Annotated in this window: 23 protein-coding genes; 17 read left to right on the top strand and 6 right to left on the bottom strand. The window is 39.2% G+C overall.

The window, feature by feature from the left end:
* Positions 1–5 precede the first annotated feature (5 nt).
* From pilW to ACG9ZL_RS01700, 9 genes are all read left to right on the top strand, one after another.
* Entirely contained in the window at positions 6–809 is an 804-nt protein-coding gene (gene pilW / locus ACG9ZL_RS01660; RefSeq protein ID WP_336953555.1) for a type IV pilus biogenesis/stability protein PilW, read from the top strand.
* Entirely contained in the window at positions 800–1,588 is a 789-nt protein-coding gene (locus ACG9ZL_RS01665) for a helix-turn-helix domain-containing protein (protein WP_419358835.1), read from the top strand. The genes pilW and ACG9ZL_RS01665 overlap by 10 nt, the downstream gene beginning before the upstream one ends.
* A gap of 21 nt (positions 1,589–1,609) precedes the next feature.
* Positions 1,610–2,725 (top strand): flavodoxin-dependent (E)-4-hydroxy-3-methylbut-2-enyl-diphosphate synthase, encoded by a 1,116-nt coding sequence (gene ispG, locus ACG9ZL_RS01670; protein ID WP_004725885.1) that lies wholly within the window; start codon positions 1,610–1,612, stop codon positions 2,723–2,725.
* The gene (gene hisS / locus ACG9ZL_RS01675) at positions 2,722–4,017 is read left to right on the top strand and encodes a histidine--tRNA ligase (protein ID WP_419358837.1); all 1,296 of its coding nucleotides are present in this window, start codon (positions 2,722–2,724) and stop codon (positions 4,015–4,017) included. Before ispG ends, hisS begins: the two co-directional genes overlap by 4 nt.
* Positions 4,018–4,047: 30 nt before the next feature.
* The gene (locus tag ACG9ZL_RS01680; protein WP_336953558.1) at positions 4,048–4,749 is read left to right on the top strand and encodes a YfgM family protein; all 702 of its coding nucleotides are present in this window, start codon (positions 4,048–4,050) and stop codon (positions 4,747–4,749) included.
* The gene (bamB, locus tag ACG9ZL_RS01685; RefSeq protein ID WP_336953559.1) at positions 4,749–5,897 is read left to right on the top strand and encodes an outer membrane protein assembly factor BamB; all 1,149 of its coding nucleotides are present in this window, start codon (positions 4,749–4,751) and stop codon (positions 5,895–5,897) included. The genes ACG9ZL_RS01680 and bamB overlap by 1 nt, the downstream gene beginning before the upstream one ends.
* Positions 5,898–6,097: 200 nt before the next feature.
* Complete coding sequence (der, locus tag ACG9ZL_RS01690) at positions 6,098–7,507, top strand: ribosome biogenesis GTPase Der (RefSeq protein ID WP_419358839.1); 1,410 nt, start codon at positions 6,098–6,100, stop codon at positions 7,505–7,507.
* Between the two features lie 59 nt (positions 7,508–7,566).
* The gene (locus tag ACG9ZL_RS01695; protein WP_419358841.1) at positions 7,567–8,238 is read left to right on the top strand and encodes a 4'-phosphopantetheinyl transferase family protein; all 672 of its coding nucleotides are present in this window, start codon (positions 7,567–7,569) and stop codon (positions 8,236–8,238) included.
* 380 nt (positions 8,239–8,618) lie between these two features.
* Positions 8,619–9,830 (top strand): ammonium transporter, encoded by a 1,212-nt coding sequence (locus ACG9ZL_RS01700; RefSeq protein ID WP_336953561.1) that lies wholly within the window; start codon positions 8,619–8,621, stop codon positions 9,828–9,830.
* A gap of 94 nt (positions 9,831–9,924) precedes the next feature.
* Here the strand turns inward: ACG9ZL_RS01700 and rsfS are convergent, their stop codons facing one another.
* The 5 genes from rsfS to ACG9ZL_RS01725 all read right to left on the bottom strand — a co-directional run bounded on the left by rsfS (position 9,925) and on the right by ACG9ZL_RS01725 (position 16,154).
* Positions 9,925–10,326, bottom strand: a complete 402-nt coding sequence (gene rsfS / locus ACG9ZL_RS01705) for a ribosome silencing factor (protein ID WP_336953562.1) — start codon at positions 10,324–10,326, stop codon at positions 9,925–9,927.
* Positions 10,327–10,428: 102 nt separating this feature from the next.
* Positions 10,429–11,223, bottom strand: coding sequence for a hydroxypyruvate isomerase family protein (locus tag ACG9ZL_RS01710; RefSeq protein WP_419358844.1), 795 nt, complete (start codon positions 11,221–11,223; stop codon positions 10,429–10,431).
* A gap of 91 nt (positions 11,224–11,314) precedes the next feature.
* A complete protein-coding gene (locus ACG9ZL_RS01715) occupies positions 11,315–12,190 on the bottom strand; it encodes an NAD(P)-dependent oxidoreductase (protein WP_419327661.1) in 876 nt (291 codons plus the stop codon).
* A 36-nt stretch (positions 12,191–12,226) separates the two neighbouring features.
* Complete coding sequence (locus tag ACG9ZL_RS01720; RefSeq protein ID WP_419358846.1) at positions 12,227–13,015, bottom strand: crotonase/enoyl-CoA hydratase family protein; 789 nt, start codon at positions 13,013–13,015, stop codon at positions 12,227–12,229.
* A gap of 331 nt (positions 13,016–13,346) precedes the next feature.
* Positions 13,347–16,154, bottom strand: coding sequence for a GacS-like sensor histidine kinase (locus ACG9ZL_RS01725; protein WP_419358848.1), 2,808 nt, complete (start codon positions 16,152–16,154; stop codon positions 13,347–13,349).
* 314 nt (positions 16,155–16,468) lie between these two features.
* On the opposite strand from ACG9ZL_RS01725, the gene cysM reads away from it, so the two are divergent.
* From cysM to ACG9ZL_RS01745, 4 genes are read left to right on the top strand one after another with little or no spacing between them, the layout of a single operon-like run.
* A complete protein-coding gene (gene cysM / locus ACG9ZL_RS01730) occupies positions 16,469–17,389 on the top strand; it encodes a cysteine synthase CysM (RefSeq protein ID WP_336953566.1) in 921 nt (306 codons plus the stop codon).
* Between the two features lie 59 nt (positions 17,390–17,448).
* Positions 17,449–18,270 (top strand): 3'-5' exonuclease, encoded by an 822-nt coding sequence (locus ACG9ZL_RS01735; protein WP_336953567.1) that lies wholly within the window; start codon positions 17,449–17,451, stop codon positions 18,268–18,270.
* Positions 18,271–18,278: 8 nt separating this feature from the next.
* Positions 18,279–19,673, top strand: a complete 1,395-nt coding sequence (gene rlmD, locus ACG9ZL_RS01740; protein ID WP_419358850.1) for a 23S rRNA (uracil(1939)-C(5))-methyltransferase RlmD — start codon at positions 18,279–18,281, stop codon at positions 19,671–19,673.
* 27 nt (positions 19,674–19,700) lie between these two features.
* Entirely contained in the window at positions 19,701–22,007 is a 2,307-nt protein-coding gene (locus tag ACG9ZL_RS01745) for a RelA/SpoT family protein (protein ID WP_336953569.1), read from the top strand.
* Positions 22,008–22,153: 146 nt separating this feature from the next.
* Here the strand turns inward: ACG9ZL_RS01745 and ACG9ZL_RS01750 are convergent, their stop codons facing one another.
* On the bottom strand, positions 22,154–22,936 hold the full coding sequence (locus ACG9ZL_RS01750) for an SDR family oxidoreductase (RefSeq protein WP_419327656.1): 783 nt from the start codon (positions 22,934–22,936) through the stop codon (positions 22,154–22,156).
* A gap of 105 nt (positions 22,937–23,041) precedes the next feature.
* Here ACG9ZL_RS01750 and mazG point away from each other — a divergent pair, with 105 nt between their 5' ends.
* The 4 genes from mazG to folK all read left to right on the top strand — a co-directional run bounded on the left by mazG (position 23,042) and on the right by folK (position 26,386).
* Positions 23,042–23,806, top strand: a complete 765-nt coding sequence (gene mazG / locus ACG9ZL_RS01755) for a nucleoside triphosphate pyrophosphohydrolase (RefSeq protein ID WP_336953571.1) — start codon at positions 23,042–23,044, stop codon at positions 23,804–23,806.
* 7 nt (positions 23,807–23,813) lie between these two features.
* A complete protein-coding gene (locus ACG9ZL_RS01760; RefSeq protein ID WP_336953572.1) occupies positions 23,814–24,278 on the top strand; it encodes a ComEA family DNA-binding protein in 465 nt (154 codons plus the stop codon).
* A gap of 147 nt (positions 24,279–24,425) precedes the next feature.
* The gene (gene pcnB, locus ACG9ZL_RS01765) at positions 24,426–25,907 is read left to right on the top strand and encodes a polynucleotide adenylyltransferase PcnB (RefSeq protein WP_419358853.1); all 1,482 of its coding nucleotides are present in this window, start codon (positions 24,426–24,428) and stop codon (positions 25,905–25,907) included.
* Positions 25,904–26,386 (top strand): 2-amino-4-hydroxy-6-hydroxymethyldihydropteridine diphosphokinase, encoded by a 483-nt coding sequence (folK, locus tag ACG9ZL_RS01770; RefSeq protein WP_419327653.1) that lies wholly within the window; start codon positions 25,904–25,906, stop codon positions 26,384–26,386. Before pcnB ends, folK begins: the two co-directional genes overlap by 4 nt.
* Positions 26,387–26,410 lie beyond the last annotated feature (24 nt).

Below are 26,410 nucleotides of genomic sequence, written 5' to 3' on the forward strand. Positions count from 1 at the left end.
AATCGATGTATCAAAAAGCAGTTGTAATATTGGCAATTGGTTTATCTGCATTGGTCGTACAGGGTTGTCAAACGACAAATTCAGACACAATAATAAAAAAAGATCCTGAAAAAGCCGTTAAAGTACGTACTCAGCTTGCTGCTGAATATATCCGTACAGGTGATTTAGATGCTGCAAAACGTGCATTAGATCAAGCTTTAGAAACTGATTCACGTGATTCAGCGGCAAATATGATGATGGGTGTCTTACTGCAACAAGAAGGAAGTAAGATTAGTCTGGAAAAAGCGGATGGCTATTTTAAGCGTGCGATTTCCAGTGACTCAAAAAATGCACAAGCTCGTAATAATTATGGAACATATTTATTTGTTACTGAGCGCTATAATGATGCGATAGAACAGTTGAGTATAGCTGGTACTACGCTTGGTTATGACCAACGTTACAAGGCTTTAGAAAATCTAGGTCGAGTTTATTTAAAAGTAGGTGATGTGGCAAATGCTGAAAAAGCATTCAAACAAGCTTTACAAGTCAATCGCGATTCGATTATTTCTCTGGTAGAGTTATCAGAGATTTTCTATTTGCAACAAAAAAGTGTACAAGCAAGTCAACTCTATGAGCAATATGTTCGTTTAGTAGGTCAGGACAAACAAGGTGCTAGAGCACTTTGGATTGGTTTACGTATTGCACGTGCCAATAATGATCAGATGGGAATGCAAGTGTTGGTGAACCAACTACGTGCATTATTCCCGGACAGTAAAGAATATCAACGTTATCTGCAATTACAGTACAGTACTGAGGCCGTATGGAAGTAAATCCTAATTCACAGCAACCTACAGGTTCAAACGTAGCATCTAATGGCTTAGGAAATGTTCAACGTCCAGGTGAGTACTTGCGTCAAATTCGAGTCTCCAAGAACCTAGACATTAAAGATGTTGCAAACGAACTAAAAATGCCTGTAAAAACCTTACAAGCATTGGAACAAGATGAGTATAAGTCTTTGCCAGAAGCAACCTTTATTAAAGGTTATTATCGTTCATATGCCAAGTTTTTAGGTGTTGATGCAACAGTAGTCATTCAGCGTTTTGATGAAATTTATCAAAATGATACAGGGCTTTTACCAAATCATGCATTGAACAATTCCCCAATCAAAATTATGGGGAAACTGCCTGGCTCAAACAGTGATCGTAATAAAAAGTGGCTAAAGCGAATTTTAATTGCCATTGTTGCGATTGCTGTGATTTGGGCTGTGATTGCTGGAATTCAAAAAATAACATCGGGTAAAAGTACTGATGTAGATAGCAAACCACAAGAATCAGAAGTAGAAGTGTTGAATTTAAACAATGCTACAGCAACTTCAGGTGATCAAATGGTGTTGAATTTCAGTCATCCTACTTCTGTACATATCGTAGATAGTACAGGAAAAGTTTTGGCGACTGGTCGTCAGTCGGCTGCTTTAACTGTCAATGGCCAATCACCATTCCAAATTCGTCTTGATGATGCAACTGCTGTGTCATTAAGCCTTAATAATGAACAGATTTCATTGTCTCCATATACAGTGAACGGAAAAGCAGAATTCCGTTTGTCACGTTAATGGGCAAGAGTAGATAAGATCATGATTGAGAATCCAATCAAGCGCCGTCCCACTCGTAAAATACGTGTAGGTTCGGTGTATGTCGGTGGTGATGCACCTATCAGTATTCAAAGTATGACCAATACTGAAACCTGTGATGTAGATGCAACAGTTGCGCAGATTCAACGCTGTGCGGATGTGGGTGCGGACATCATGCGTGTTTCTGTACCGACTATGGAAGCTGCTGAAGCTTTTGGTGAAATTCGTAAACGTGTCACTGTACCATTGGTTGCAGATATTCATTTCGATTATAAGATCGCTTTGAAAGTTGCCGATATGGGTGCGGATTGTTTACGAATCAATCCGGGTAATATTGGTTCTGAAGCTAAGATTCGTGAAGTTGTTGCAGCTGCACGTCATCATGATATTTCCATGCGTATTGGTGTCAATGCAGGGTCTTTAGAAAAAGATATCCAAAAGAAATATGGTGAACCAACAGGTCAGGCTTTACTTGAATCTGCAATGCGTCATATCGATATATTGGATCGTTTAAATTTCCATGAGTTTAAAATTTCAGTAAAAGCATCAAATGTATTTTTAACAATGGATGCTTATCGCTTATTATCTGCTCAAATTGATAATCCATTACATTTAGGTGTAACTGAAGCTGGGATTTATCGTACCGGTTCAGTGAAATCTGCGATTGCTTTAGGTGGTTTGCTGTTGGATGGCATTGGTGACACCATGCGTATATCATTGGCAGCTGAGCCTGAAGAAGAAGTAAAAATTGGTTTTGATATTTTAAAATCTCTGAGCCTTCGGTCAAACGGGATTAACTTTATTGCTTGTCCAAGCTGTTCACGTCAAGAGTTTAACGTGATTAAAGTGATGCAGGCTTTAGAGGAACGGTTAGAAGATATTCGTACCCCAATGGATGTGTCTGTCATTGGTTGTAAAGTCAACGGTCCGGGTGAAGCAAAAGAAGCTGATATTGGTATAGTCGGTGCAAGCCCGCGCTCACTCGTGTATCGTAATGGCGAAAAGAGTCACTTAATAGATACAAATCAGTTGGTTGATGAAATCGAAAGCATGGTTCGTCAACGTGTTCAAGAGCTTGAAAAAGCTAAAGCTAAAGAGATTATTCGTAGTTCATCATGAGTTCAATTGTCGCAATTAAAGGTTTTAATGACTTTCTTCCATCGCAAACACCTGCGTGGAGACGTCTTGAGCAGCACTTAGCATCGCTTATGGATGCATACGGTTATCAGCAAATCCGTTTGCCAGTGGTTGAACATACCAACTTATTTAAGCGTTCAATTGGTGATGCCACTGATATCGTTGAGAAAGAAATGTACACTTTCTTTGATAAGGGTAATCCACCTGAATCTTTAACTTTGCGTCCAGAAGGCACAGCGGGTTGTGTACGTGCGATGTTGGAACATAACTTACTCCGTGGTGCAAATCCGCGTGTGTGGTATGTTGGACCGATGTTCCGTTATGAAAAACCGCAAAAAGGTCGTTATCGTCAGTTTCACCAATTTGGTGTGGAAACTTTCGGTGTGGCGACACCTGATCAAGATGCTGAACTGATTCTTATGACTGCACGTTTATGGAAACGCATGGGTGTTGCGGATAAAGTTCAACTTGAATTGAATACGTTGGGGGAGTCTGATGAACGTGCAGAGTATCGTGCTGCGTTGGTTGAGTTCCTTACTACACATCACGCTGATTTGGATGAAGATTCACAACGTCGTTTAACCACCAATCCATTACGAATTTTAGATTCAAAAGATATTCGAACTCAGCAAATTCTTGAAAATGCACCAAAATTGCATGATTTCTTAAAAGAAGAAAGTTTGAATCATTTTGCTCAATTGCAACAGTATTTAACTAATGCGGGTATTGAGTTTGTCATCAATCAAAAATTAGTGCGCGGTTTAGACTATTACAACAAAACTGTTTTTGAATGGACAACCACACATTTAGGTTCTCAAGGAACAGTATGTGCGGGTGGTCGTTATGATGGTTTGGTTGGACAGCTTAAAGGTAAGCCGGATCAATCTGTGCCCGCAGTTGGTTTTGCCATGGGTATGGAGCGTTTATTATTGCTTCTTGAACAAGTTGAAGATAATACGCCAGTGCGTGAATGCGAGTTATTCTTGGTATCAGATCCAGCAACACAAGGTCAGGCTTTGGTATTGGCTGAACAAATTCGTGATCAACTTGAAGCTCTAAATAGTACAATTCGTTTGAAAACAGGTTCACAGGGTTCAATGAAGAGTCAAATGAAGAAAGCAGACCAATCTGGTGCTATCTATGCTTTGATCTTTGGAGAGCGTGAGGCTGAAGCACTACAAGTTTTAGTCAAAGAACTTGCGACAGCAGAACAATATGAAATTAAGGTCACTGAAATTGTGCCTTTCTTCATAGAAAAATTTTCGTCAAAATAAGCCGATAATCATAAGGAAAAGGGGAGTCAAATGAGTGCAATGACTGATGATGAGCAACTGGATAGTGTGAAGTCATTTTTTAAGAAATATGGCTCAGCTATGGTGACAGGTGTCCTCATTGCATTGATTGCCTTTTTCGGTTGGGAATATTGGCAAAAGAAAACTCTGGCTGAAAATCAAAATGAGACAGCCAAAGTTCAGCAATTGATGGATGAGGCGAGAGCAGCTAATGGGGATGCTAAAGTTACTGCAGCTTTAGTCGCATCAGCAGATAAAATTGTGAAAGATAATCCTGATTCAGTTCAAGCGATCCAAGCACAAATTGTCATGGCAAAAGTTGCTTACGATAAAAATGATTATGCATTGGCTGAGCGTGAACTCAAAAAAGTTGAAAATTCTAAAATTAAAGATGCTGGTTTGTTACAAGTTGTAAAAATAAAACTTGCCGATGCACAATTGGCGCAAAAGAAGTTTGATGAAGCTTTGAAAACCTTGTCAGCTGTGAATGATCCTGCTTTTCAGGCCAGTGCTGACGAGTTGAAAGGTGATATTTATGTGGCAAAAAATGACACCGAAAATGCAAAAAAATCGTATCAAGCAGCATGGAATGCGGTCGTTGAACGTAAACAAGAACGTCAAATTTTACAAATTAAACTCGAAAGTGTTGGCGTATTAGTAGAAGATCCTGATCTTGAACGCCCAATTTTAGCAACACAAGTGGATGAGTCTTAATGGATAGAAATTTTAAAATACCTTTTGCTTTAGCAATCTTATCAATCGCTTTAATCGGCTGTTCAAGTAATAAGACGAAAGAAGTGAAGATTAAGCCTAATCCACTGCCTAAAGTTGCACAAGCCTCGAGCTTGGTTCAAGTATTTTCGACCAGTGTATCTTCGACCAGCAGTGAAGATGCATTACGTCTACGTTTAGATACAGACAATGGTGTTGTGTTTGCTTTAGATCCAAAAGGCGAAGTGGCTGCCTATAAAGGTAAACAGCGTCTATGGAATGCTAAAGTGACCAAAGACGGCTTAAGTTCTGGTGTTGAAGCGGCAGATGGCGTGGTTATTGTGGGTAACCAAAAAGGGCATGTTTTTGCATTAGATCAAGCGACAGGTGGGACCAAATGGTCTGCGCAATTGTCGGGAGCAATTATCAGTTCTGCTTTGATTCAATCTGGTCGTGTGATTGTGGTTGCAAATGATGGTACAGTTTATGCCTTAGATGTTGCGACAGGTCAGCAAGCGTGGACTTATAAATTACCAAGCGCTTCATTTAGCTTAAGAGGCCAAGCCACTCCAGTTAGTCTAGATCCACGTACAGTGCTTATCGGTACCTCTACTGGCTATATTTTTGCAATAGATAGCCTTGCGGGTGTACCGCGTTTACAACGTCGTGTTGCGGTATCTGAAGGGCGTTCTGATATTCAGCGTTTGATTGATGTGGACAGTGAGCCTGTTGTTTCAGGACAGTATGTGGTTACGACAAGTTTCCAAGGTCAAGTCACTGTTCTAGATTTGGCTTCACAACGCGTTTTGTGGAGTGAAAACTCAAGCAGTATCAACCGTCCAGAAGTGACTGATGGTAAAGTCATCGTATCGCAAACTGATGGTCAGATTATTGCTTATGACTTGATTACAGGTCAGCAACTTTGGAAAAATGAGCAACTGCTCAATCGTAACTTAAGCAACCCTGTATTGCTCGGTTCAAATCTTGTTGTGGGTGATTTAGATGGTTATTTACATCAAATTGATCCAAATACTGGAACAACTTTAGGGCGTGCTAAAACCAGTGGTGAAGTCCGTACTTTGAGAGTGATTGACAATCAGGTTTATGTTTCGACACGCAAAGGTGCTATGAGTATCTGGCAAAGTCGTTAACAGTTAATCAACAGACACGATTAGGATTCTCTATTTTTTTAGTCTTGTGTTAAAATAGAGCAATCCGTATGAATTCCATACACGGGGTGATTGAAAATCAATACCCCGTGTTTTTATTTTAGGTTTTTCCTATTCTTCTTCCTATACATTTCTGATGTTCAGACCAGTCATACTGGCTGATCTTGAATAAAGGTTATTTTATGAAACCCGTAATTGCGCTCATTGGTCGTCCAAACGTCGGCAAATCAACGTTATTCAACCAGATTACCAAGAGCCGTGATGCACTCGTTGCTGATTTTGCTGGTCTTACCCGAGATCGTAAATATGGTGATGCAACTTATGAAAATAAATCTTTCATTGTCGTTGATACTGGGGGTATCGGTGAAAATGAAGGTGGTATCGACTCATATATGGCAGAGCAGTCCAAAACTGCGATTAATGAAGCTGATATTATTGTTTTTGTTGTCGATGCACGGGCTGGGCTACTGGCTTCTGATGAGCAGATTGCCCGTGAATTGCGTACACTTGGTAAAAAGGTTTACTTGGTTGCCAACAAAGTCGATGGTGTGCACGCTGAAGCTGCATTAGTTGAATTTTATAAACTTGGTATGGGTGAACCCTTACAAGTTGCGGCAAGTCATGGCCGTGGTGTTCAACAAATGCTTGAGGATATCTTGGTGGATGTCCCTGAAGATGAAAACCCAGAAGAACACGATAAGGCAACAGGTCTACGTTTAGCAATTATTGGTCGCCCAAATGTCGGAAAATCTACTTTGGTTAACCGTTTGTTAGGTGAAGATCGTGTTGTCGCTTTTGACCAACCAGGCACAACTCGTGACTCGATTTATATTCAGTTTGAGCGTGATGGTCGTCAATATACCTTGATCGACACTGCTGGTGTACGTCGTAAAGGTAAAGTTGATGAGATGATTGAGAAATTCTCAATCGTAAAAACCCTACAAGCGATTAAAGATGCGCATGTCATTGTAGTGGTTTTAGATGCACGTGAAGGTGTGGTTGAACAAGATCTACATTTGATCGGTTATGCACTCGAAGCTGGTCGTGCCATGGTGATCGCCATTAACAAATGGGACAACATGACAGAGTATGATCGCAAACAATGTAAATTAGATGTTGATCGTCGTTTTGACTTTATTCCTTGGGCAAAAGTGCATTTGATTTCTGCTTTACATGGAACAGGTGTGGGGGAGATGTATCCAACTATTCACCGTGCTTATGATTCATCCCACTTAAAAGTTTCACCTGCAAAATTAACCCAGATTTTGAATGATGCAACTGAAGCACATCAACCGCCAATGATCAGTGGTAAACGTATTAAAATGCGTTATGCCCACATGGGTGGACAAAATCCACCAACGATTGTGATTCATGGTAATAAGGTTGATAAGACCCCTGCGGATTATCGTCGTTATTTAGAAAATGTCTTCCGTAAAGTGTATAACCTTGAAGGTACACCGGTTCGCGTTGACTTTAAAACAGCTGAAAATCCATTTGAAGGCCGTAAATCTCAAATTGATGAGCGTGTTGCAGCACGTCGTCGTCGTTATGTACAGAAATTTAAAAAGGCTGAGAAGAAATTTAGAAGCTAAATTTAGCGTTGAACACATTAAAACCCAAAGTGATCTTTGGGTTTTTTTGATTTAAGATAATGAAAAATGTTTGGGAATGGATTGTGAATCGTATTATTCAATTGGATGTTAATTCTATTCAAAATATTCTTCCGACTTACCATTCGATCAATCGAAAGGGGCAGATCCAAGAACTGAAACAGGCGATCTATCAATATAGAAACCAATTATTGTCCGATATTTTTTCAGTTGAAATCAGTAACCACTCTTTTGAAAAAACAGATTTTGGTAAACCCTATTTAATTGATTATCCAAAGTTTCACGTGAATCATTCACATAGCCAGCACCATTATGCTTTGGCGAGTAGCCAGCAGATCCAAGATTTGGGTGTAGATGTTGAGGACTTAGATCGAAAGGTGCGCTTTGAGGCTTTAGCTAAACATGCTTTTCATCCCCAAGAATATCAGGCTTGGCAAGCGTTAGACTTTGATCCTACTTTTTGGTTTAAGGTGTGGACCACAAAAGAGGCGATTTTAAAAGCATCGGGCCTAGGGATTCGTTTGAGTCTAAATGAGCTAAATACTGGAGTGCATGTGATGAATGATGGTGGGATCTCTACGCATCCGTTATTGGGCAGCTTTGCCTATCAAAATCTCCAGCTGAGCCGAGTCATGCTTACGGTGGCATGGCGTTCTGAATTATCCTGTAAGGGTTTTGCATTTCCACAGATTCAAATCATTCAACATGGCTAATTAAAGACCGTATAGACGTTTTCATTCTGCATAACATATAAATTGCAACAACGTTATTCCATATTGGAGTGTGGCATCTATACGTCTAAGTGTTGAAATTTTCAACCTTAAGCCACCTGTATTGCAAATCGGCATTATTTAATGAATCCAGTTAAATGTAAGCTGCTTATCTTTAAATAAAAATAAATAGCACTCGATCACGAACAAACAATCTTGCTAGTCGTGTGTACTTTGTAAGCTATATTTTTTACATAAAAATTAGTTTATTTCTCCATGAAATTCTCTATACTTGATAAATTAAATGATAATTAAGTAGCGAAAATACTAATTATTGTGAATTTAAAGCGATGAAAAAGCGATAGGTTAGGATTAATTATATAGTGCGATTTAAATACTTCATCAGCTTAATTTGCATCATATTTTTTTATCCAAATTTTAGTTTTGCTTCAAGCTTAGAAAGTGATCTTGCTGCTTTTAATCTCATTACCAACTACGAGCTTTTATTCTTTGGTGGAATATTTGTCATTCTGATGCAAGCTGGTTTTGCTGTAGTTGAAGGCGGATATGAAAATACCTATAAGTCAATTTCCGCATTATTGGTTAATTATATTTCAGCAATTTTAGGAACGCTTATTTTTGGTTTTTTCTGCGCAAAAATTCTCCTTGCAGGTGATGCCTACTCCGAAAAATATATGAATGGCATGCTACATGGCTGGCATTGGAATTTATTGTTTTTTTATACTTTGATGGCCACGACAATAACCACTGTAGTTGGACGAGTGATTCCGAGTAAAGTTCCTTTATTTGTAAACTGGATAACCGGTTTAATGATCGCAGGTGTGATCTTTCCGTTCTTTAGTAGCTGGACCTGGGGCAATATCTTATTTGGCAAGGGCTGGTTAAAAGAATTAGGCTTTATTGATTTTGCAGGATCAACTGTGGTGCATTCCACTGCGGCTTGGATCGTTTTGGCGGGATATTTAACCTTAAAACCTCACGACCGACAAGAAATCTTAAAAAAAGATTTAATCTTTGAGGATTATAAGATTTTATCTTTGGCATTGGCTGGTTTTATTCTTTGGCTGGCGTGGTCAGGTTTAAATGTGGTTTATATCTCGGCATTTTATGCGGATATTGGGTTAATTGTTGTCAATGCTTTTGCTGCACTCTTTGGGGCAATGGTTGCATCCTTAGTTTTTTCTTTGGTATTGAATAATAAAATTATTTCATGGGTTGAAATGATTAAAGGTGCTTTAGGTGGTTTAGTTGCGATAACGGCAAGCTGTGGCTTGGTGAATTTATCTTCAGCATTGATTATTGGCTTAGTCTCAGGCTTATTGACCATATATTTACCTCGTTTTTTGGCTTATTGGATTGATTCTAAACATATTCGTGAAGTTGTTGTGGTACATGGTGTTTGTGGAGCATGGGGGACACTGGCTGTTTCTTTGACAGATAACCCCGTGATTAATTTAGCCAACAAGGCCAGTGTTATCGATCAAAGTATTGGGATTGTGGTAAATTTTGTGTGGAGTTTTGGCGTTGCATTCTTATTATTTAAACTGATTTGTAAATTGCGTAATACATACTAAATTAAGGATTCAAAAATAAAGCTTTGAAAAAAGCCAAGCACTAAAAAAAGCGACATAAAGTCGCTTTTTTTATATTTAAGTTCTGTATTAAAAGTTAGGCAACACTTTCAGGTGTCGCACGCCATAAACTTTCCAGATCATAAAATTTACGTGCTGTTGGTAGCATCACATGTACGACTACAAATCCTAAATCGATAAGGATCCATTCAGCGTCTCGTTCACCTTCAACACCAATTGGGCGAAAGCCTGCTTTACGTGCTTCTTCAGCAACATTGTCAGCAAGTGCTTTAACATGGCGTGTTGATGTCCCGCTCGCGATGACAATTGCATCTGAAACGTTGCTAATAGCGCTGACATCAAGTTGAATAATATCTTTGGCTTTTACATCAAGTAGAGCTTCTTGTACGACTTTTAAACAAGTCTGTACATCTTCATTTTGAGTGTTCATTGCAAGTTCGTGAGAATTAGAAGCGCTGGGCGATGGTTCTAAATTCATATAAGGTATATTTTCCAGAAAATATCTCACCTTCTAATATAGCGCTTTTGTCTAAAAAATACAAATTATACAATGCAATCGTTTGCCTAAGTACACACTGATTTAATAGCTATGGTTGTTTGAAAAATATTTTTCTTTCCATGCAAATGACTGATTTGAATGAGATTGTGGTTTGTATTCTGCTGCAATAAAGCCTGTGTAGGCGCTTTGTTTTAACCATGAAAAAATTGCAGAATAATCAATTTGTGCAGTATCTGGTTCGTGACGACCAGGGCAGTCAGCAAATTGGATGTGCCCAATCCAATCAATATTTTCTTGTAAGGCTGCCAGTACATCTTCGCCCATCATCGCCATGTGATAACAGTCAAATTGCATTTTTAATGCAGGATGCTGTACTGCTTCTAACATTTCTTGACCTTGTGCAATATTTTGAACTAAGAACCGTGGCATGTCTGTACCATTAATCATTTCAAATACAGGCTGAATATCACGATTAGAGAGCAGATGACAAGCCAGTTTTAAATTGTTTGCCAATGTATTTAAACAGGGGAGTAAGTCGGCATCTTGTGGTTGTTTACCTGCTAAAATATTGACGTTTGGAACATTGAGCGCTTCTGCATATTCAATTGCAAGTTCTAAGGCTTGATGAAATGCTAGTTCTCGACCAGGCACACCAGCAAGACCGTTTCCACCTTGCATCAAGTCACCGGTGGGAACGTTGATCAGGCAAAGGCTGAGGTCATATTGTTCAAGCTGTGCTTGAATCTCTTCAATGCTTAATTCATACGGAAATTGAATTTCGACATTGTGGAAGCCATGAAGATGTGCCAAAGCAAAGCGTTCAATGAGCGGCACTTCAGTAAAAATCAAGGATAGGTTTACTGCGAGTTTAGTCATAAGAACGCTCCTTGCTATATTTGGACTCTCATCTTCAATGTAGTAGGCAATAGATTATTTTTCAACTTATTTATGTGTAGTTCCGTGTATTTTAACCCGATTTATTTTCCACTTGATGAATGACTGTGGCTAAATCAGACTCAGCAAATCCGTTGTTTTGATGGCTTTGTAATTGTCCCAGTGCACGTTGAGCCACAGGGATTTCTAAATCAAATTTTTGTGCAAGTTGAATGGCATTATTTAAGTCTTTAGAAAGCGTTTGTACTTTCCATTGTACGGGCTCAAAAGTATGTGTCGCCATGCGTGGGGCTAAAATTTGGAAAGGTTTTGAGTCAGCAAAACCACCAGCCAAAGCCGGCGCCAATAGGGTTGTATCTACACCTGCTTTACTGGCAAGCGCAACAGCTTCCGCGATCAAGGTGCTATTGGCAGCAACGATCAGTTGGTTGCAGATTTTAGTGGCTTGTCCAGTACCTGTTTCACCCATACGGGTGACACGCTGTGACAGGATATTGTAAATGAGGCTCAATGCTTGGATCACCTCAGCATTTCCCCCAGCGAAAATGACCAGCGTGCCATTTTCAGCACCTGCGGTTCCACCTGAAACAGGTGAGTCAATCCAAATCACCTGTTTTGTTGTTGCGCTTTCCGCCAGTTGCTTGGTTTTATCTACAGATAAACTGGAGAAATCCACAATCACTTGCTTGGCTTGTAAATAGGGCTCAATGTGCTCATAGACCAACTGTACAGCTTTATCATCGGCAAGGCAGCTGAGAATAATCGGATATTCTGCAATATTCTCAAGTTGTAATGGGTGAGCACCTAGATCAATAAGGGCGTCACAAGCAGATGCTGTTCTGTTCCAGACAGCGACATGCAAGCCTGCTTGGATTAATCGGGTTGCCATACGGCTACCCATTAATCCCATCCCTAAAAATGCAATTTTACTGTTACGATCAAAATTCATTTTATAACTCAAAAAGCTTTCAATAATAATTTTGGATTATTTGTATTGGCGCGGTAAAAATTTTAATTCAGGATTTTTATCCTTTTTACGTGCAATTTGACTGTTTTTACCCAAGAGTAATTTTAACTGCCAAATCTTCTCTAAACGTAAAGATTTCTGAGGTTGATGTTCCATAGCATCTAAAACACGTTTAGCGGCCATCAACGCATCTGGCGAGCGTTGTAGCATCTCTTCTGCAATGGCTTGAGCTTTTGCCAGCGGTGAATCGTCTATATGCGTCACCAAACCAATGTCTTTGGCATAATTGCCATCAAAAATACGTGCAGTGAGGGTAAGCTCTTTGGCTAAATCAATACCAATCACGCCCTTAATTGAGCGGGTTAAGCCCATGTCGGGTACAAGCCCCCAACGGCTTTCCATGATTGACATTTTAGTCTCTGGGTGTGCGATACGAATATCTGCAGCCAAAGCAAGTTGCATACCAGCACCGAAACAGAAACCTTCAATTGCGGCAATGACAGGAACAGGCAGTTCTTGCCAGATCAAAAATGCTTTTTGGAATAGACTTTGACCGGGCTTAATCAGTTCCCATGCAGCAAAGGCTGTATTTTTTGGACTATTTAAGTCAGCAAGGTCAATACCTGCACTAAATACATTGGCTTCACCCCTCAGAATCACCACACGAATACTGCGGTCTTTTTTAATCTGTTGTGCGACGCTTACCAGTTCTCGGAGTAAAGCAAAACTCATGGCGTTGCGTTTATCTGGACGATTTAATGAAACTGTTGCGATACCATTGTTTTTTTCTATGTGTAGTAGTGCCATGATCTTGACTCATTTTTTCCTTGGTCATCAGCATAGCATGTGAATTGAATAGTTACATGACAGTAGAGTCACCGAAACTGTGTTGGTGTGCCAATTGGATGGTAAAGCCAAAACAGGGTTGAAACAGCGGCTTGTATAATTTTATTGGATTTCTAAAAAGATGATTGCAATGAAAAGATCATTCTAATTCATGGTGATTTAAAGAAACAATAAAACCGTATGTAAGATAAAACCCACAGTAAACTTGGGTTTTATACAGACGATTTAAAACAGCTCAAAACGCCTTAAGAAAAGCATTTATAGAGCTGAATCGGATAGAACAGCGCTGTATTTATGAAATGGGTAAAATCTGCTGTGCAGCTGTTTCAACTTCATGAATCGCCAATTGAAGTTCATCAAAGCGTTTCATCACATCTTGGATAAAGGCTTCATCTGCTTTACGACGTTCTTTGCGTAGCATCGAAATAAATTGTTCGAAATCGCCTGTAATGCGTTGCAATTTTGGTGTGCCGACATAACGGGTTGCACCATATAAGCGATGTAAGACATGCTCTAATTGAGGGAAGTCTTCCAGCTCAATGAGTTGCTCAATTTCAGCTAGCTCTGTTGGGAAGCTGTCGACTAACATTTTTAACAAATCTTGTGCGAGATCTTCTTTATTGGCTGCTAAAGCAAGACTTTGTTTCCAATCTAGAATATAAGCATCCAGCGCTTCGATATATACTGTATTTTCGATAGGTTGCTGATGTTGAATAAATTTATCGCTTGTCCAATTGGTGAGGATTTGAATGATTTGTTCAATTTGGATCGGCTTGGTTACATAATCATCCATACCGACCTTGAGTAATTTTTGTTTTTCATCGGCCAATGCGTGTGCTGTTAACGCAATAATCGGCATACGCATACCATCTAAGGTTGATTCCAAAGAGCGGATCGCCCGCGTGGTATCAATCCCTGACATGACTGGCATTTGAATATCCATAAAGATGAGATCAAAAGGCTTCGCACCTTGTTCAACCCCTTGCTGAATAATGGTTAAAGCTTCTTGACCACTGAGTGCCTTAGTGGTTTTTACATTCAATTCGCCTAACAATGCTTCAAGCACGATCAAATTCGGTAAATGATCATCTACAGCTAAAACATGTAAATCTTGCCCTTTAAAGTCTTTGTGATGCTCTTGTTCAAAGACAGGTTGATTGCTGAGCAGTTGAATCACTGAACTACGGCTCAGTGGTTGATATAAAGGACGCGCTTTATATTCAGTCAACATATTTGGATCAAGTGACATTTGATAACCATATACCGCTAAATGACCTTGATAACGACCACGAATTTCTTTAAGTAAGGCTTCAGTATCTCCACTATGATCAACGATCAACCATGTATTTTCAGTATTTTTTTCTAGGCTGTTTAGTCTGCTAAACAGATCTAAAATCGATTGTGCTTCGGCATGTCTAACTTGATAGTCTTCTAAATAATGACGTAATACATTGGCTGTTGCAGGATGGGCCAAGAAAGACACCACATTTAAGTTTTTAAATGATGGGTGAACAATTTCTTCATCTTCATTCACCGTTAACAGGGCAGTAAACCAAAAGGTTGAACCTTTTTCAGTAGGTGCACGTTCTTGGTTATCTTCAAAGCCAATTTGACCATGCATCAAATGTACTAGTTGCTTAGAAATGGCCAAACCGAGTCCTGTACCACCAAATTGGCGAGTGACAGAAGCATCACCTTGAGAGAATGATTCAAATAGTCGTTTACGATCTGTACCACTTAAACCTATTCCACTGTCTTGCACACTAAAATGCAGTAAACATTGCCCAATATCATCATGTTCCATACGCGCACGAACAATAATTTCACCATCGGGTGTGAATTTAATCGCATTGGAAATTAGATTGGTCAGTACTTGTTTAAAGCGTAAGGCATCACCAATGACATGTTTAGGCACATTGTCTGCAAAATAGAATGCCATCTCGATATGTTTTTGCGCTGCCAATGGCGAGAGCATATCCATGACATCGAAAATTGCTTCTTCTAGATCAAAGGGCGCCGTCTCAAGTTCTAATTTACCAGCATCAATTTTTGAGAAATCGAGTACATCGTTAATCAGGGCTAATAAATGTGCAGAAGACTTGCGAATGGTCTGTAAATATAAACTTTGATCATTGCTTAAATTGTCTTGGCGCAACATCAAATGGATAAAGCCATCAATACTGTTTAACGGGGTCCGCAATTCATGACTGATATTGGCAAGGAAGACTGACTTTGCCTGATTGGATGAAATCGCCTGATCACGGGCTTGTTTATAGGTAATGTTTTGAACTTCTAAGGTGTCTAATGTACGACGTAAATCATCTTCTGTTTGTTCAGTATGTTCTTTTAGTTCAAGGAAGCTGAAATGTAGCCGTTTCACCACATTGGCAATATCACGCTGTAATAAGCGTAGTTCACCGGTACTGTTGATCACCATATGTTGATCAAGCGTATCTGCATTTAAACGTTGCAGTTGCATCCGAATTTCGTACATCGGTGCAATCCACCGTCTTGAATAGAAGTTTAGACACAATAGAAGTAGCAAAAGGGTTAGCAAAGCAGTCGTAATCAAAACGATCATGACACGATAATGTGCAATTTCTAAAGGTTGATTATCAAGTTCAATCACCAACCACATATTTTGATCAGAGTTGATGGGGTTAAGTTTAATCCCATAAATATTATTGTACTTATTTTGAACAGGCCCAAAGAATGTGCCTGATTTTGGAATTTTTGGCCAAGCACGCTTATTTTGGTAGCCAACGCTTAAATGATTGACATTATTTTCATCTATGATTGCTGCACTCAATAAATGCTTTTCGTTAAACATTTTTTGTAAAATGCTTTCAGCTTTTGCGTGTTGTGTTGGATTTTGTTCCATTACTGCGGTGAGTTGCTCAGCAGTATATTGGTAACGACTCAATATCGCGATGGCTTGGAAACGCTGTTTAGACTTGGCAGCAGCTGACGTTTCAGAAAGAACAAGTGCTGTTCCAACACCTGCCAAAATCATAATTGGCACGAAAATTAACGCAATAAGTTGACCATAAGCGTGATTGAGTTTTAAGCGTTTAAAGAGTTTTTTATTGAAATTCGACATTGTTCCAGCAACTCATTGCCCATGGCAAAGATATTAACATGCTTTACTCATCCTGCATGACAATATGACTAAAAATCTTGAGAATTGGAAATAAGTTATGCTGTTTTATAGATAACTTTATCATTTCTAATTCTAAGTAAAGTTTATTTTTTTATATGTATTTAATTTTATTCAATAAACAAAATCATGATCCCACTTAGGCTTGTTGATATATATGAATTTAGTTTGATCATTCCAAGTAAAATAAAGCGGAAAGATGTGCAGTATGTTTCTTTTTTTCATACAATATGCCCACCTCGATATAGGTGCAACAGATGAGTCACACACAACCTGATTTCTTAGCCAACGAATTTTTGTTAGATCACTATGTAGGAAAAACTCCTTTAGTGCGTTTACAACGGTTGGCAAGTCATACTCAAGCAACAGTATTGGCAAAGCTGGAAGGGAATAATCCCGCTGGTTCTGTAAAAGATCGTCCTGCATATAATATGATCATGAAAGCTGAACAGCGTGGTCAAATTAAGCCAGGTGATACGTTGATTGAGGCGACGAGTGGAAATACGGGAATTGCGTTGGCGATGGTCGCCGCAATGCGTGGTTATAAAATGAAATTAATCATGCCAGGTAACTCAAGCCAAGAGCGTAAAGATGCGATGCGTGCCTATGGTGCTGAATTGATCGAAGCAACCAATATGGAAGTTGCGCGTGATATGGCTTTGCAAATGCAAAGTGAAGGCCAAGGTCTGGTGTTGAATCAGTTTGGGAATCCAGACAATGTGGAAGCACACTACCTGACCACAGGCCCTGAAATTTGGCAACAGACAGCGGGGAAAATTACTCATTTCGTCAGCTCTATGGGCACAACTGGCACGATCATGGGAATTTCTAAATATTTAAAAGAACAAAATCCAGATATTCAAATTATAGGATTACAGCCTTCAGAAGGTTCAAATATAGCGGGTATACGCCGTTGGCCACAAGAATACTTGCCGACAATTTTTGATCCAAAGCGTGTCGACCAGATCATGGATATTCCGCAAATTGAAGCTGAAAAAACGGCACGCAGTTTAGCGCGTCAAGAAGGCATTAGTGCAGGAACCTCCTCAGGAGGGGCTGTATGGGCATCTGTTAAAATTGCTGAAGAAAACCCAGATGCAGTGATTGTGTGCATTGTATGCGACCGAGGTGATCGTTATCTTTCTACAGGTTTGTTCTCTGTTGAGGATGAAGAATAGTTGCTTCAAGGTCATAAATTGCCTCATGATGGTAAAGTTGATTATTGAGTAAAGTTTTTATGCGCCTTCCAGTTTTAGTTTTTGATATCGAAACCCTGACAGATCTTAAATCTGGAGCGCATTTATATGGTTTGGATTTACCACAGGACGATTTAGAACAGGCGTTGGCAAAATTACGTCGTCAAGAATCAGGGATGGATTTTCAGCGATTATCTTTACATGAAATTGTCTGTATTTCGGGTTTGTGGATTGATGAAAATGGTGTGATGAAACTATTTTCATTTAGTCGTGAGCACTATACTGAAACTGAAATTTTACAAAAATTTTTATCTATCTTTGATAAAAGACACCCAACCCTCGTGAGTTGGAATGGTTCACAGTTTGATTTACCAGTGATTTTGTTCCGTGCAATGTATCACGGACTATCTGCGCCAAGTTTGTTTGATCAAGGTGAGATTGACACACAAAAAAGGTATAATAACTATCAGAACAGATATCACAACCGTCATGTCGACTTAATGGATGTTATGGCGATGTTTAACGGGCGTCATTTTCAGAAATTGGATGATGTTGCTCATTTATTGGGTTATCCCGGTAAACGTGGTATTTCAGGTTATTTTGTTCCCGAATATGTGAATACAAAGCAATGGCTGAAATTAACCAGCTATTGCGAAGGTGATGTTTTAAATACGTGGTTAATCTTCTTAAGATGGGCTTTGTTAAAAGGTCAAATTTCTTTGCAAGATCACCAGTTATGGATTCAAGCCTCTATTCATTATTTGCAAGGACAACCTCAACAACATGAGTTTTTAAATGTTTGGCGTGAAACGTCACAACGAACTGAATTTACTCAAGCAGATTTTTCCTCCACACCCGATTAGGTATCCCTTTGAAACATAGAGCAAAACCTCGACCATCTCAGCTTCCACAATATATTTTTAAAGTTGAAAGATTGTCACATGAAGGGCGAGGGATTGCGCATTATGGAACAGAGCTCAATCATCCAAATGAAAAGCAGGGTAAAAAAGTTTTTATTCGTTATGCACTACCTGGTGAAATTGTAAAAGCTCAAGTGACTCGTCAGGTATCTAAACTTGAAGAAGCGGACAGTATTGAATTACTCAGTGAGGCCAATCCACATCGTATTCAGCCGATCTGTCCACATTTTGGCATTTGTGGTGGATGTAGTATGCAACATATCCATCCAGATAAACAAATTCGTTTAAAACAAGATGTTTTAAAATCGCATTTCAGTCACTTTGCGGGATTAGCGCCTGAACAATGGTTAGACCCATTGCGTTCAACTCGTTCCGATTATCGACATAAAGCCAGAATAGGTGTGCGTCATTTGCCCAAACAAAATAAATTGCTTATGGGGTTTCGTGAAGCACAGAGTAACCATTTAACTGAAATCCAAACCTGTAAAATTTTAGATATTGAATTGGATCAGGCCTTACCTGAAATAAAGGCATTACTCGAAAGTCTAAAAGGCAAAAGTAGCATTGGTCATATAGAATTAGCCAAAGGCGATAGCGAAATTTCATTATTGGTTCGCCATACTGAAAAATTAAAAGCCCATGATGTCAACCTATTGCAACAATATGCGTTACAGAAACAGTGGCAGTTGTATTTGCAACCTGCGGGTGTGGAAAGTGTACATCGAGTAGATCATGCTCAAGCAGACATGCATTTGCATTACCGTTTAAAAGATTTTGATATTGAGTTTGCATTTAATCCAACAGATTTTACCCAAGTGAATCCTACTGTAAATCCGCAGATGGTTAATCTGGCATGTGATTTGCTTGAGTTGAAAGCAGGTGAGACTGTTTTAGATTTATTTTGTGGATTGGGAAATTTTTCACTCCCGCTTGCTAAACGTGTGGGTGCTACAGGAAAAGTCATTGCTGTAGAAGGTAGTGAAGCAATGGTGAAGCGTGGTACAGAAAATGCACTGAACAATCGCCTCAGCAATGTTAAATTCTATTCACAAGATTTAACAAAAGACTTTTCGCATTATTCTTGGGCAAATCAAGGATTTGATGCATTATTGATTGACCCTCCTCGTGCGGGAGCAGAACAAGTTATGCATTATTTGCCCAAATTTGGTGCGCAAAGAATCGTTTATGTGTCGTGTAATCCTGCAACTTTGGCTAGGGATGCTGGGATTTTGGTACAACACGGTTATCAGCTCACTAAAGCAGGTGTAATGGACATGTTTACTCACACTGGGCATGTTGAATCTATTGCTTTGTTTGAAAAGAAATTAGAGATAAACGATTTATAATGAAATATAGAGTTAGAGGAGTAGGGTATGGTCACAGTACGTGAGCAACTTCCTGATGAGCTCAATGAGCTATCAGAGGAAGCGACTGTAGAGCATGCCGATGAAGCGCAACACGCTCTAGCAACTTGGCTAGATCGAGTGCGTGGAATTTTAGACGGTGCTGAACTTAAGCAGTTAGAAGAAGTCGCGCAATTAGTATTACAAAAAGAATTGGCGACCACAGTAAATTCCAGAACCAATACCTTTGCAACAGGTATTGGAATGGCTGACATCCTCGCGCATTTACATGTCGATGAAGATACACTAGCAGCAGCTGTACTTTATCGTAGCGTGCGTGAGGATCTCACCACCTTAGAGGAGATACAGCAGCAATGCGGTGAGCAAGTTTATAACCTTGTCAAAGGCACTTTGGCTATGGGTAAACTTTCTGAACTGATTGAAAAGAATAAACGGTTAGAAGATCACTTTAATAATAATCAGCGCGAACACCTGACAGGCATCTATAAGATGTTGATTTCTGTGACAGAAGATGTTCGTGTGGTATTGATTAAATTGGCTGAACGGACATTTGCTTTACGTGAATTGGCACACTCTTCAAAAGAGCGTCAAGAGCGTGTTGCACGAGAAATCTTGACCATCTATTCTCCTTTGGCGCATCGTTTAGGGATAGCTCAATTAAAATGGGAGCTCGAAGATCTTGCTTTCCGTTATTTGGCTCCTGAACGCTATAAAGAGATTGCTTCATTACTCAATGAAAAGCGGCTGGAACGTGAGCAATATATTCAGTTTGTGGTTGATAAACTGAAAGGTGAGCTTGGTGAGCATGATATTGAGGCAGAGATTTCGGGTCGAGTAAAACATATTTATTCGATCTACCGTAAAATGAAGAGTAAAAATCTGAGTTTTGATCAGCTATATGATATTCGTGCGTTAAGAGTTTTGGTTAAATCTGTAGCAGAGTGTTATCACGCTTTGGGCATTGTGCATCAAATTTGGCGCCATATTCCTCATCAGTTTGATGATTATATTACCAATCCAAAAGCCAATGGTTATCGCTCTTTACATACTGCGGTGATTGCAGAAAATAAATCTTTGGAAATCCAAATCCGTACCAAAGAAATGCATGAAGAAGCAGAGTTGGGTGTATGTTCGCATTTCAACTATAAAGAAGGCTCGAAAACCACTGATTATTCATTTAATCATCGTTTGCATTCATTACGTGCAGTCCTTGAACATTATCAAGAACGTACTGAAACCAGTGCACATCCCAATGAAGATGAAACAGAAGATTTTGAACAAATTCAAGATTTTGAAGGGTTCGAAAAAATCTATGTTTTTAGTCGTGATGGGGATATTAAAGAATTACCACGTGGATCGACGGTGCTTGATTTTGCTTATCATGTGCATACCGAGGTCGGGAATAAGTGCTATGCATCAAGGGTTAATCAACGCTATGTGCCATTAACCTATACTCTGAAAACAGGGGAACAGGTTGAGATTTTAACCAAGAAAGATCGTGAACCCAATCGTGATTGGTTAGTTAACTCATTGGGTTATATCAAAACTGCACGTGCCCGTGACAAGTTGCGCCACTGGTTTAGACAACAAGATCGCAGTAAAAATCTGGAAGTTGGGCGTGAACTACTCAATAAAGAGCTTTCACGTCTAGCGATTCATCCAAAAAGTATTGATTTAAGTGATTATTGTAATCATTTCAATGTAAAAACTGGTGATGACATCCTTGTTTCATTGGTAAGTGGGGAAATTAGCCTGCATGCCTTGATTAATCAAGTTAATCGCCACATGCACTTAGATCAAGATGAACCAGAACTTGTTCTAAAACCGACGTTAAATCCACGTGCAAGTCATACCTTATCTGCACATGGAATTTTAATTGATGGTTTGGATAATGTTGAATTACACATTGCACAATGTTGTCAGCCTGTTCATGGTGAATCGATTGCTGGATATATCACCTTGAATCGTGGTGTGAGTATTCATAAGGTTGCGTGTCCCGATTACATGCGCATGATCAAGTTAGAACCTGATCGTGCTGTTGAAGCCGATTGGGAAATGCAACCGACACGTGGGCAAAGTGTGCAAATTGTGGTGGAAGCTTATGATCGTCGTGGTTTGTTAAAAGATTTGACCCAAGTGATTTTTTCAGATCAGATCAATATTCGTCAGGTAAATACGATTTCTGAAGCAGATGGTATTGCCAATATGAAATTGTTGATTGAAGTGAAAGGTTTGGCGCAATTGTCTCGCCTTTTAGCAAGATTGGAACAACAGCCTGGCATTATCAGTGCTCGACGTTTGGTTCAAGGTAATTAAGCTATATTGCCTTGATCAGATTTTATGATTTGAACAATAACAAAACTCGCGAAATGCGAGTTTTTTATTATTCAGTATAATAAATTAAACTATGAATTTGATTTATAAAAAGAAAGATGATATCTGTTGAATGAGTTTTTATAATATTAATACTTAGATTTTCTCGTCAGTATTAAATTGCTCAAGCGATTGATAAATTGAGGGCTAATGGTAGAAAGTGTAAACATCACTTTAGTTTTTAAACCAACTGGACGATGTGTAGCAGTGAAAAGTGAGTCTTTGGCTTTAACTTGTGCAAGCACTTGCTCAGCAACATCTTGGGGTGTGAGGCTAACACCGATATTTTGAATCGCGCCTGCATCCATGTTTGTTACCATAGTCGTTTGGACAAACAGCGGCATAACATCCAGTACACGAATGCCATATTTTTGCCATTCGATATCTAATCCTTCGGTAATACCGCGTACCGCAAATTTACTGGCAGAATATGAGACTAAATCTGCTTGTCCATAAATGGCTGATGCTGAGGAAATATTGATAATACGCGCAAATTTTGCTTCTTTTAGATAGGGAAGTGCGGCGTGACAGCCATTTAAAACACCATTTACATTGATATTGATTGTTCGGTGGTGTGCACTAATTTCAGTTTTCTCAAAATCTCCAGAATAAAGGATGCCAGCATTATTCACTAAAATGTTAAGACCATTTGCCCATTGAGAAAACTCTTTAAGCGCTATTTGCCATTGTGCATAATCGCTCACATCTAATTTGCCAGCTTTGGCATTGTGACCTAATTGATCTGCTAAAATTTGAGCCTGAGCTTCATTGATATCATAAATACCAACTTGATAACCTTGTTGGTAGAATAGACGTGCGATCGCTGCCCCAATGCCTTGTGCAGCACCGCTTATGAATATGCTCTGACGCATTGCAGTATCCTTTTTAGTTTATTTTGATTGCAGTGAGTTGAACATAAAATATGCATAACAACAAGTGTTGTGCAGTCATTTCTTATTGATCTTAAAGGACATTAAATGCAACAGTTATTCGCCATTATGAAACAATTACGTGCAGAGTGCCCTTGGGATCGTGAACAGACCCCTGAAAGTTTAACGCGCTATGCGATCGAAGAGGCGTACGAGGTGGAAGAAGCTGTACGCTCTGGCGATGTTGATGAAATTAAAAATGAATTAGGGGATTTATTGTTACAAGTGGTTTTTCAATCACAGATGTACAGTGAGCAGGGTGCTTTTGATTTTAATGATGTTGTAGAAGCTATTTGTCAAAAATTGATACGTCGTCATCCGCATGTTTTCCAAAAAGAGCAGTTTGAGAATTTAACTCCTGAACAAGTGTCACTTTTGTGGCAGGAGATTAAACAACAAGAAAAACAAGGTAAACCTCAATTTCGGTTAGATGAGTTAAAGCATGGTCCTGCTTTGTCTCAGGCGGAAAACCTGCAAAAAAATGTTGCAAAAGTAGGATTTGATTTTACTGATGTGGCTCAGGCCTACGATAAAGTCAAAGAGGAACTGGCAGAGTTTGAAGAAGCCATGCAATCGGAAAAACCTGATGAAATTATGGATGAATTTGGTGATTGTTTATTTTCTTTAATTAATGTTGGGCGTAAACTAGGCATTTCAAGTGAGATGGCTCTTTTAGGAACCATTTATAAATTTAAATCTCGCTTTGCTTATATTGAAAATCAAATCAATTTTAAAAATAAAAGATTAGAAGATATATCTTTAGAAGAAATGGATCTTCTTTGGGATCAGGCAAAGCAACAATTAAAACCATAGGTTATCCATGAGTAATCATAATTTTTATTGTAATCGTGTAGTAAAGCTAATTAAATTGTCTTTTTTATTGGTGCTTTTAAGCTGCTCTTTCAGCTTATATGCGCAACAATTTGATCAAGCTTATTTAAAATGGAAAGCAGAACAACAAGCACATGATGAAAAAATAAACAAGATTGATGGTCACTATTATCTTTCGACACCGAATAACCAGACATCACAACCTAAGAATAGTGGTAACAATAACACATTGTCACGTGTTCAAAATTCAAATAGCTCAGGTATGAGAATTAGTTTAAATTCTGCAAATATTGAACAATTACAACAGTTAAAAGGTGTCGGTACAAAGAAAGCACAGGCGATTATTGATTATCGCAATCAGAACGGGAAGTTTAAAAGTATTGATGATTTAAAAAAGGTAAAGGGGATTGGGGCGAAATTTTTCGAGCAGAATCAAGCACGACTTAGTTTGTGACGTGTTTAATGCTGTATGGATCGATGAATTATCAACATATCTTAAATTCAAGTGAAGTTTGCGAGAATCAAATTGCCCTTTAGCTGTGTAAGCGATATCATTAGCACAATTATGATTTTTACGTCCTGACGTAGGAGACAGTGTCTTTTGCAAACTTTGCGTGCGTCAAAGTGTGGGTTATCCACCGCTCAATTACCTTCCTCCATTTTAGATGTTATTGATTCTTTAACTAAAGCTGGCTATGAAGCTTATATAGTCGGTGGTGGTGTACGTGATTTAATGCTTGGCTTAAATCCGAAAGACTATGATGCAGTGACCAATGCAACGCCTTCTCAGGTGAAAGAGGTATTTGGTCGTCGTTGCCGAATTATTGGGCGACGTTTTGAATTGGCACATGTGTATTCAGGTCGTGAATTGATTGAGGTGGCGACATTCCGTGCCCCACCGAAAAAAGCAATTACCTCTGCACAAGGAATGATTTTACGTGACAACAATTGGGGAACTATAGAGCAAGATTTTGCTCGACGTGATTTTTCCATCAATGCCATGTACTACCAACCAAGAAAAGGGGAAGTGCTCGATTTTTGTAATGCTATTGATGATATAAAAACCAAAACTTTAAGGTTATTGGGTGATCCAGGACTTCGTTTTGAAGAAGATCCCGTACGAATGTTGCGTACTTTACGTTTTGCTGCGAAGTTAAATTTTAGTATTGATCCTAAAATTTTAGACGTTTTTACCCAAGAGATGACACAGCTGCTGCGTGATGTTTCTCCGCACCGTTTATATGATGAGTCGCAAAAATTATTCACGATGGGACATTTACATCGTGTTATGCCTATGTTGATTGAATTTGGTATTTGGAAGCAATTATTTGCTGATATTAGTCCTGAAATTACTCAGTTTATTGAACGTGCTGCGAAAAATACCGATCAACGGATTCAAATGGGTAAAACCATTAATCCTGCTTTTTTCTATGCGGTATTGCTATGGAATAATTTCTTAGCGCGTTGTGATTTTTACCATGCTAAAGGGGTTGTTGCTGCAGAAGCACGAGCTCAAGCAGGTTTGGATGTGTTGAAACGTCAAGCGACTCGAACCATTATTCCCCGTTTTGCGGAAACCTTTATTCGTGAAGTTTGGGAAATGCAAAGCCGTTTGTTAAATCCAAAACCTCAACAGATTGAAGCACTTTCTGGTCATGCACGTTTCCGTGCAGGATTCGATTTCCTGTTGTTGAGAGAGAAGTCTGGTGATACTTCTACCAACGGTATGGGAGCATGGTGGGAAGCTTACCAAGATATGTCGACTGACGAGAAAGAGCGTGCAATTGGGAGCTATAATCGACAGCGTGCTAAGAGCCGTAAAAAACTTGCTGAAGTCGCACCAATTGAAGATGCAAAAGCTGCAGTTTCAACGCAAATTGAGCCATTGGTCAAAGAACAAGAATCTCGTAGTCGTCGTTCACGGAATAAGCCAAATTCAACATCATCTCATGATTTTAGAACACGAAATGATGCTCGAACAGCTGTAAACAAAGGTGAAATCACTGCTGATCATCCAATTACCAAGCGTAGACGAGTACAACGTGATTTGAACAGTGTGATTTTTGGACCCACCCAGCCATGATTAAAACCTACATTGGTTTAGGAAGTAATCTAGGAGATTCTGAGCAAATTCTACGAGCAGCTGTAGAAAAGCTTAGAAAATTTGGTGGTGTTACGGTTTCAAAGTTGTACCAAAGTCCCCCAATGGGGCCTCAAGATCAACCAAATTATCATAATGCGGTTGTAGAATTGCACACAGATTTAGCGCCATTGGCCTTGCTGGATGAGTTGCAACGCATTGAAAATGAATCAGGTCGAGTACGTTCACGTCATTGGGGTGAGCGTACTTTAGATCTAGATCTTTTGCTTTATGCTGAAAAAAACATTATAAATGAGCGGCTCACAGTACCGCATATTGGTATTTTAGAGCGTGATTTTGTAGTGATTCCATTGTTGGATCTCGATCCTGAGCTTCAAGTCAATGGACAATCATTGCAAAAGTTAGATTTCGTGCAACATTCAACCCTTAGCGTTTTAGCAGATCAGTCATGGGCTGATTAAAGGATTGAATGGGCAGAGGAACTC

The organism is Acinetobacter legionensis (genome assembly GCF_048551735.1).
GTDB lineage: Bacteria > Pseudomonadota > Gammaproteobacteria > Pseudomonadales > Moraxellaceae > Acinetobacter.

Coding starts and splice junctions, on each gene's coding strand:
- pilW (WP_336953555.1), top strand. CDS start 6: ATGTATCAAAAAGCAGTTGTAATATTGGCAATTGGTTTATCTGCATTG.
- ACG9ZL_RS01665 (WP_419358835.1), top strand. CDS start 800: ATGGAAGTAAATCCTAATTCACAGCAACCTACAGGTTCAAACGTAGCA.
- ispG (WP_004725885.1), top strand. CDS start 1,610: ATGATTGAGAATCCAATCAAGCGCCGTCCCACTCGTAAAATACGTGTA.
- hisS (WP_419358837.1), top strand. CDS start 2,722: ATGAGTTCAATTGTCGCAATTAAAGGTTTTAATGACTTTCTTCCATCG.
- ACG9ZL_RS01680 (WP_336953558.1), top strand. CDS start 4,048: ATGAGTGCAATGACTGATGATGAGCAACTGGATAGTGTGAAGTCATTT.
- bamB (WP_336953559.1), top strand. CDS start 4,749: ATGGATAGAAATTTTAAAATACCTTTTGCTTTAGCAATCTTATCAATC.
- der (WP_419358839.1), top strand. CDS start 6,098: ATGAAACCCGTAATTGCGCTCATTGGTCGTCCAAACGTCGGCAAATCA.
- ACG9ZL_RS01695 (WP_419358841.1), top strand. CDS start 7,567: ATGAAAAATGTTTGGGAATGGATTGTGAATCGTATTATTCAATTGGAT.
- rsfS (WP_336953562.1), bottom strand. CDS start 10,326: ATGAATTTAGAACCATCGCCCAGCGCTTCTAATTCTCACGAACTTGCA.
- ACG9ZL_RS01710 (WP_419358844.1), bottom strand. CDS start 11,223: ATGACTAAACTCGCAGTAAACCTATCCTTGATTTTTACTGAAGTGCCG.
- ACG9ZL_RS01715 (WP_419327661.1), bottom strand. CDS start 12,190: ATGAATTTTGATCGTAACAGTAAAATTGCATTTTTAGGGATGGGATTA.
- ACG9ZL_RS01720 (WP_419358846.1), bottom strand. CDS start 13,015: ATGGCACTACTACACATAGAAAAAAACAATGGTATCGCAACAGTTTCA.
- ACG9ZL_RS01725 (WP_419358848.1), bottom strand. CDS start 16,154: ATGTCGAATTTCAATAAAAAACTCTTTAAACGCTTAAAACTCAATCAC.
- cysM (WP_336953566.1), top strand. CDS start 16,469: ATGAGTCACACACAACCTGATTTCTTAGCCAACGAATTTTTGTTAGAT.
- ACG9ZL_RS01735 (WP_336953567.1), top strand. CDS start 17,449: ATGCGCCTTCCAGTTTTAGTTTTTGATATCGAAACCCTGACAGATCTT.
- ACG9ZL_RS01745 (WP_336953569.1), top strand. CDS start 19,701: ATGGTCACAGTACGTGAGCAACTTCCTGATGAGCTCAATGAGCTATCA.
- ACG9ZL_RS01750 (WP_419327656.1), bottom strand. CDS start 22,936: ATGCGTCAGAGCATATTCATAAGCGGTGCTGCACAAGGCATTGGGGCA.
- mazG (WP_336953571.1), top strand. CDS start 23,042: ATGCAACAGTTATTCGCCATTATGAAACAATTACGTGCAGAGTGCCCT.
- ACG9ZL_RS01760 (WP_336953572.1), top strand. CDS start 23,814: ATGAGTAATCATAATTTTTATTGTAATCGTGTAGTAAAGCTAATTAAA.
- folK (WP_419327653.1), top strand. CDS start 25,904: ATGATTAAAACCTACATTGGTTTAGGAAGTAATCTAGGAGATTCTGAG.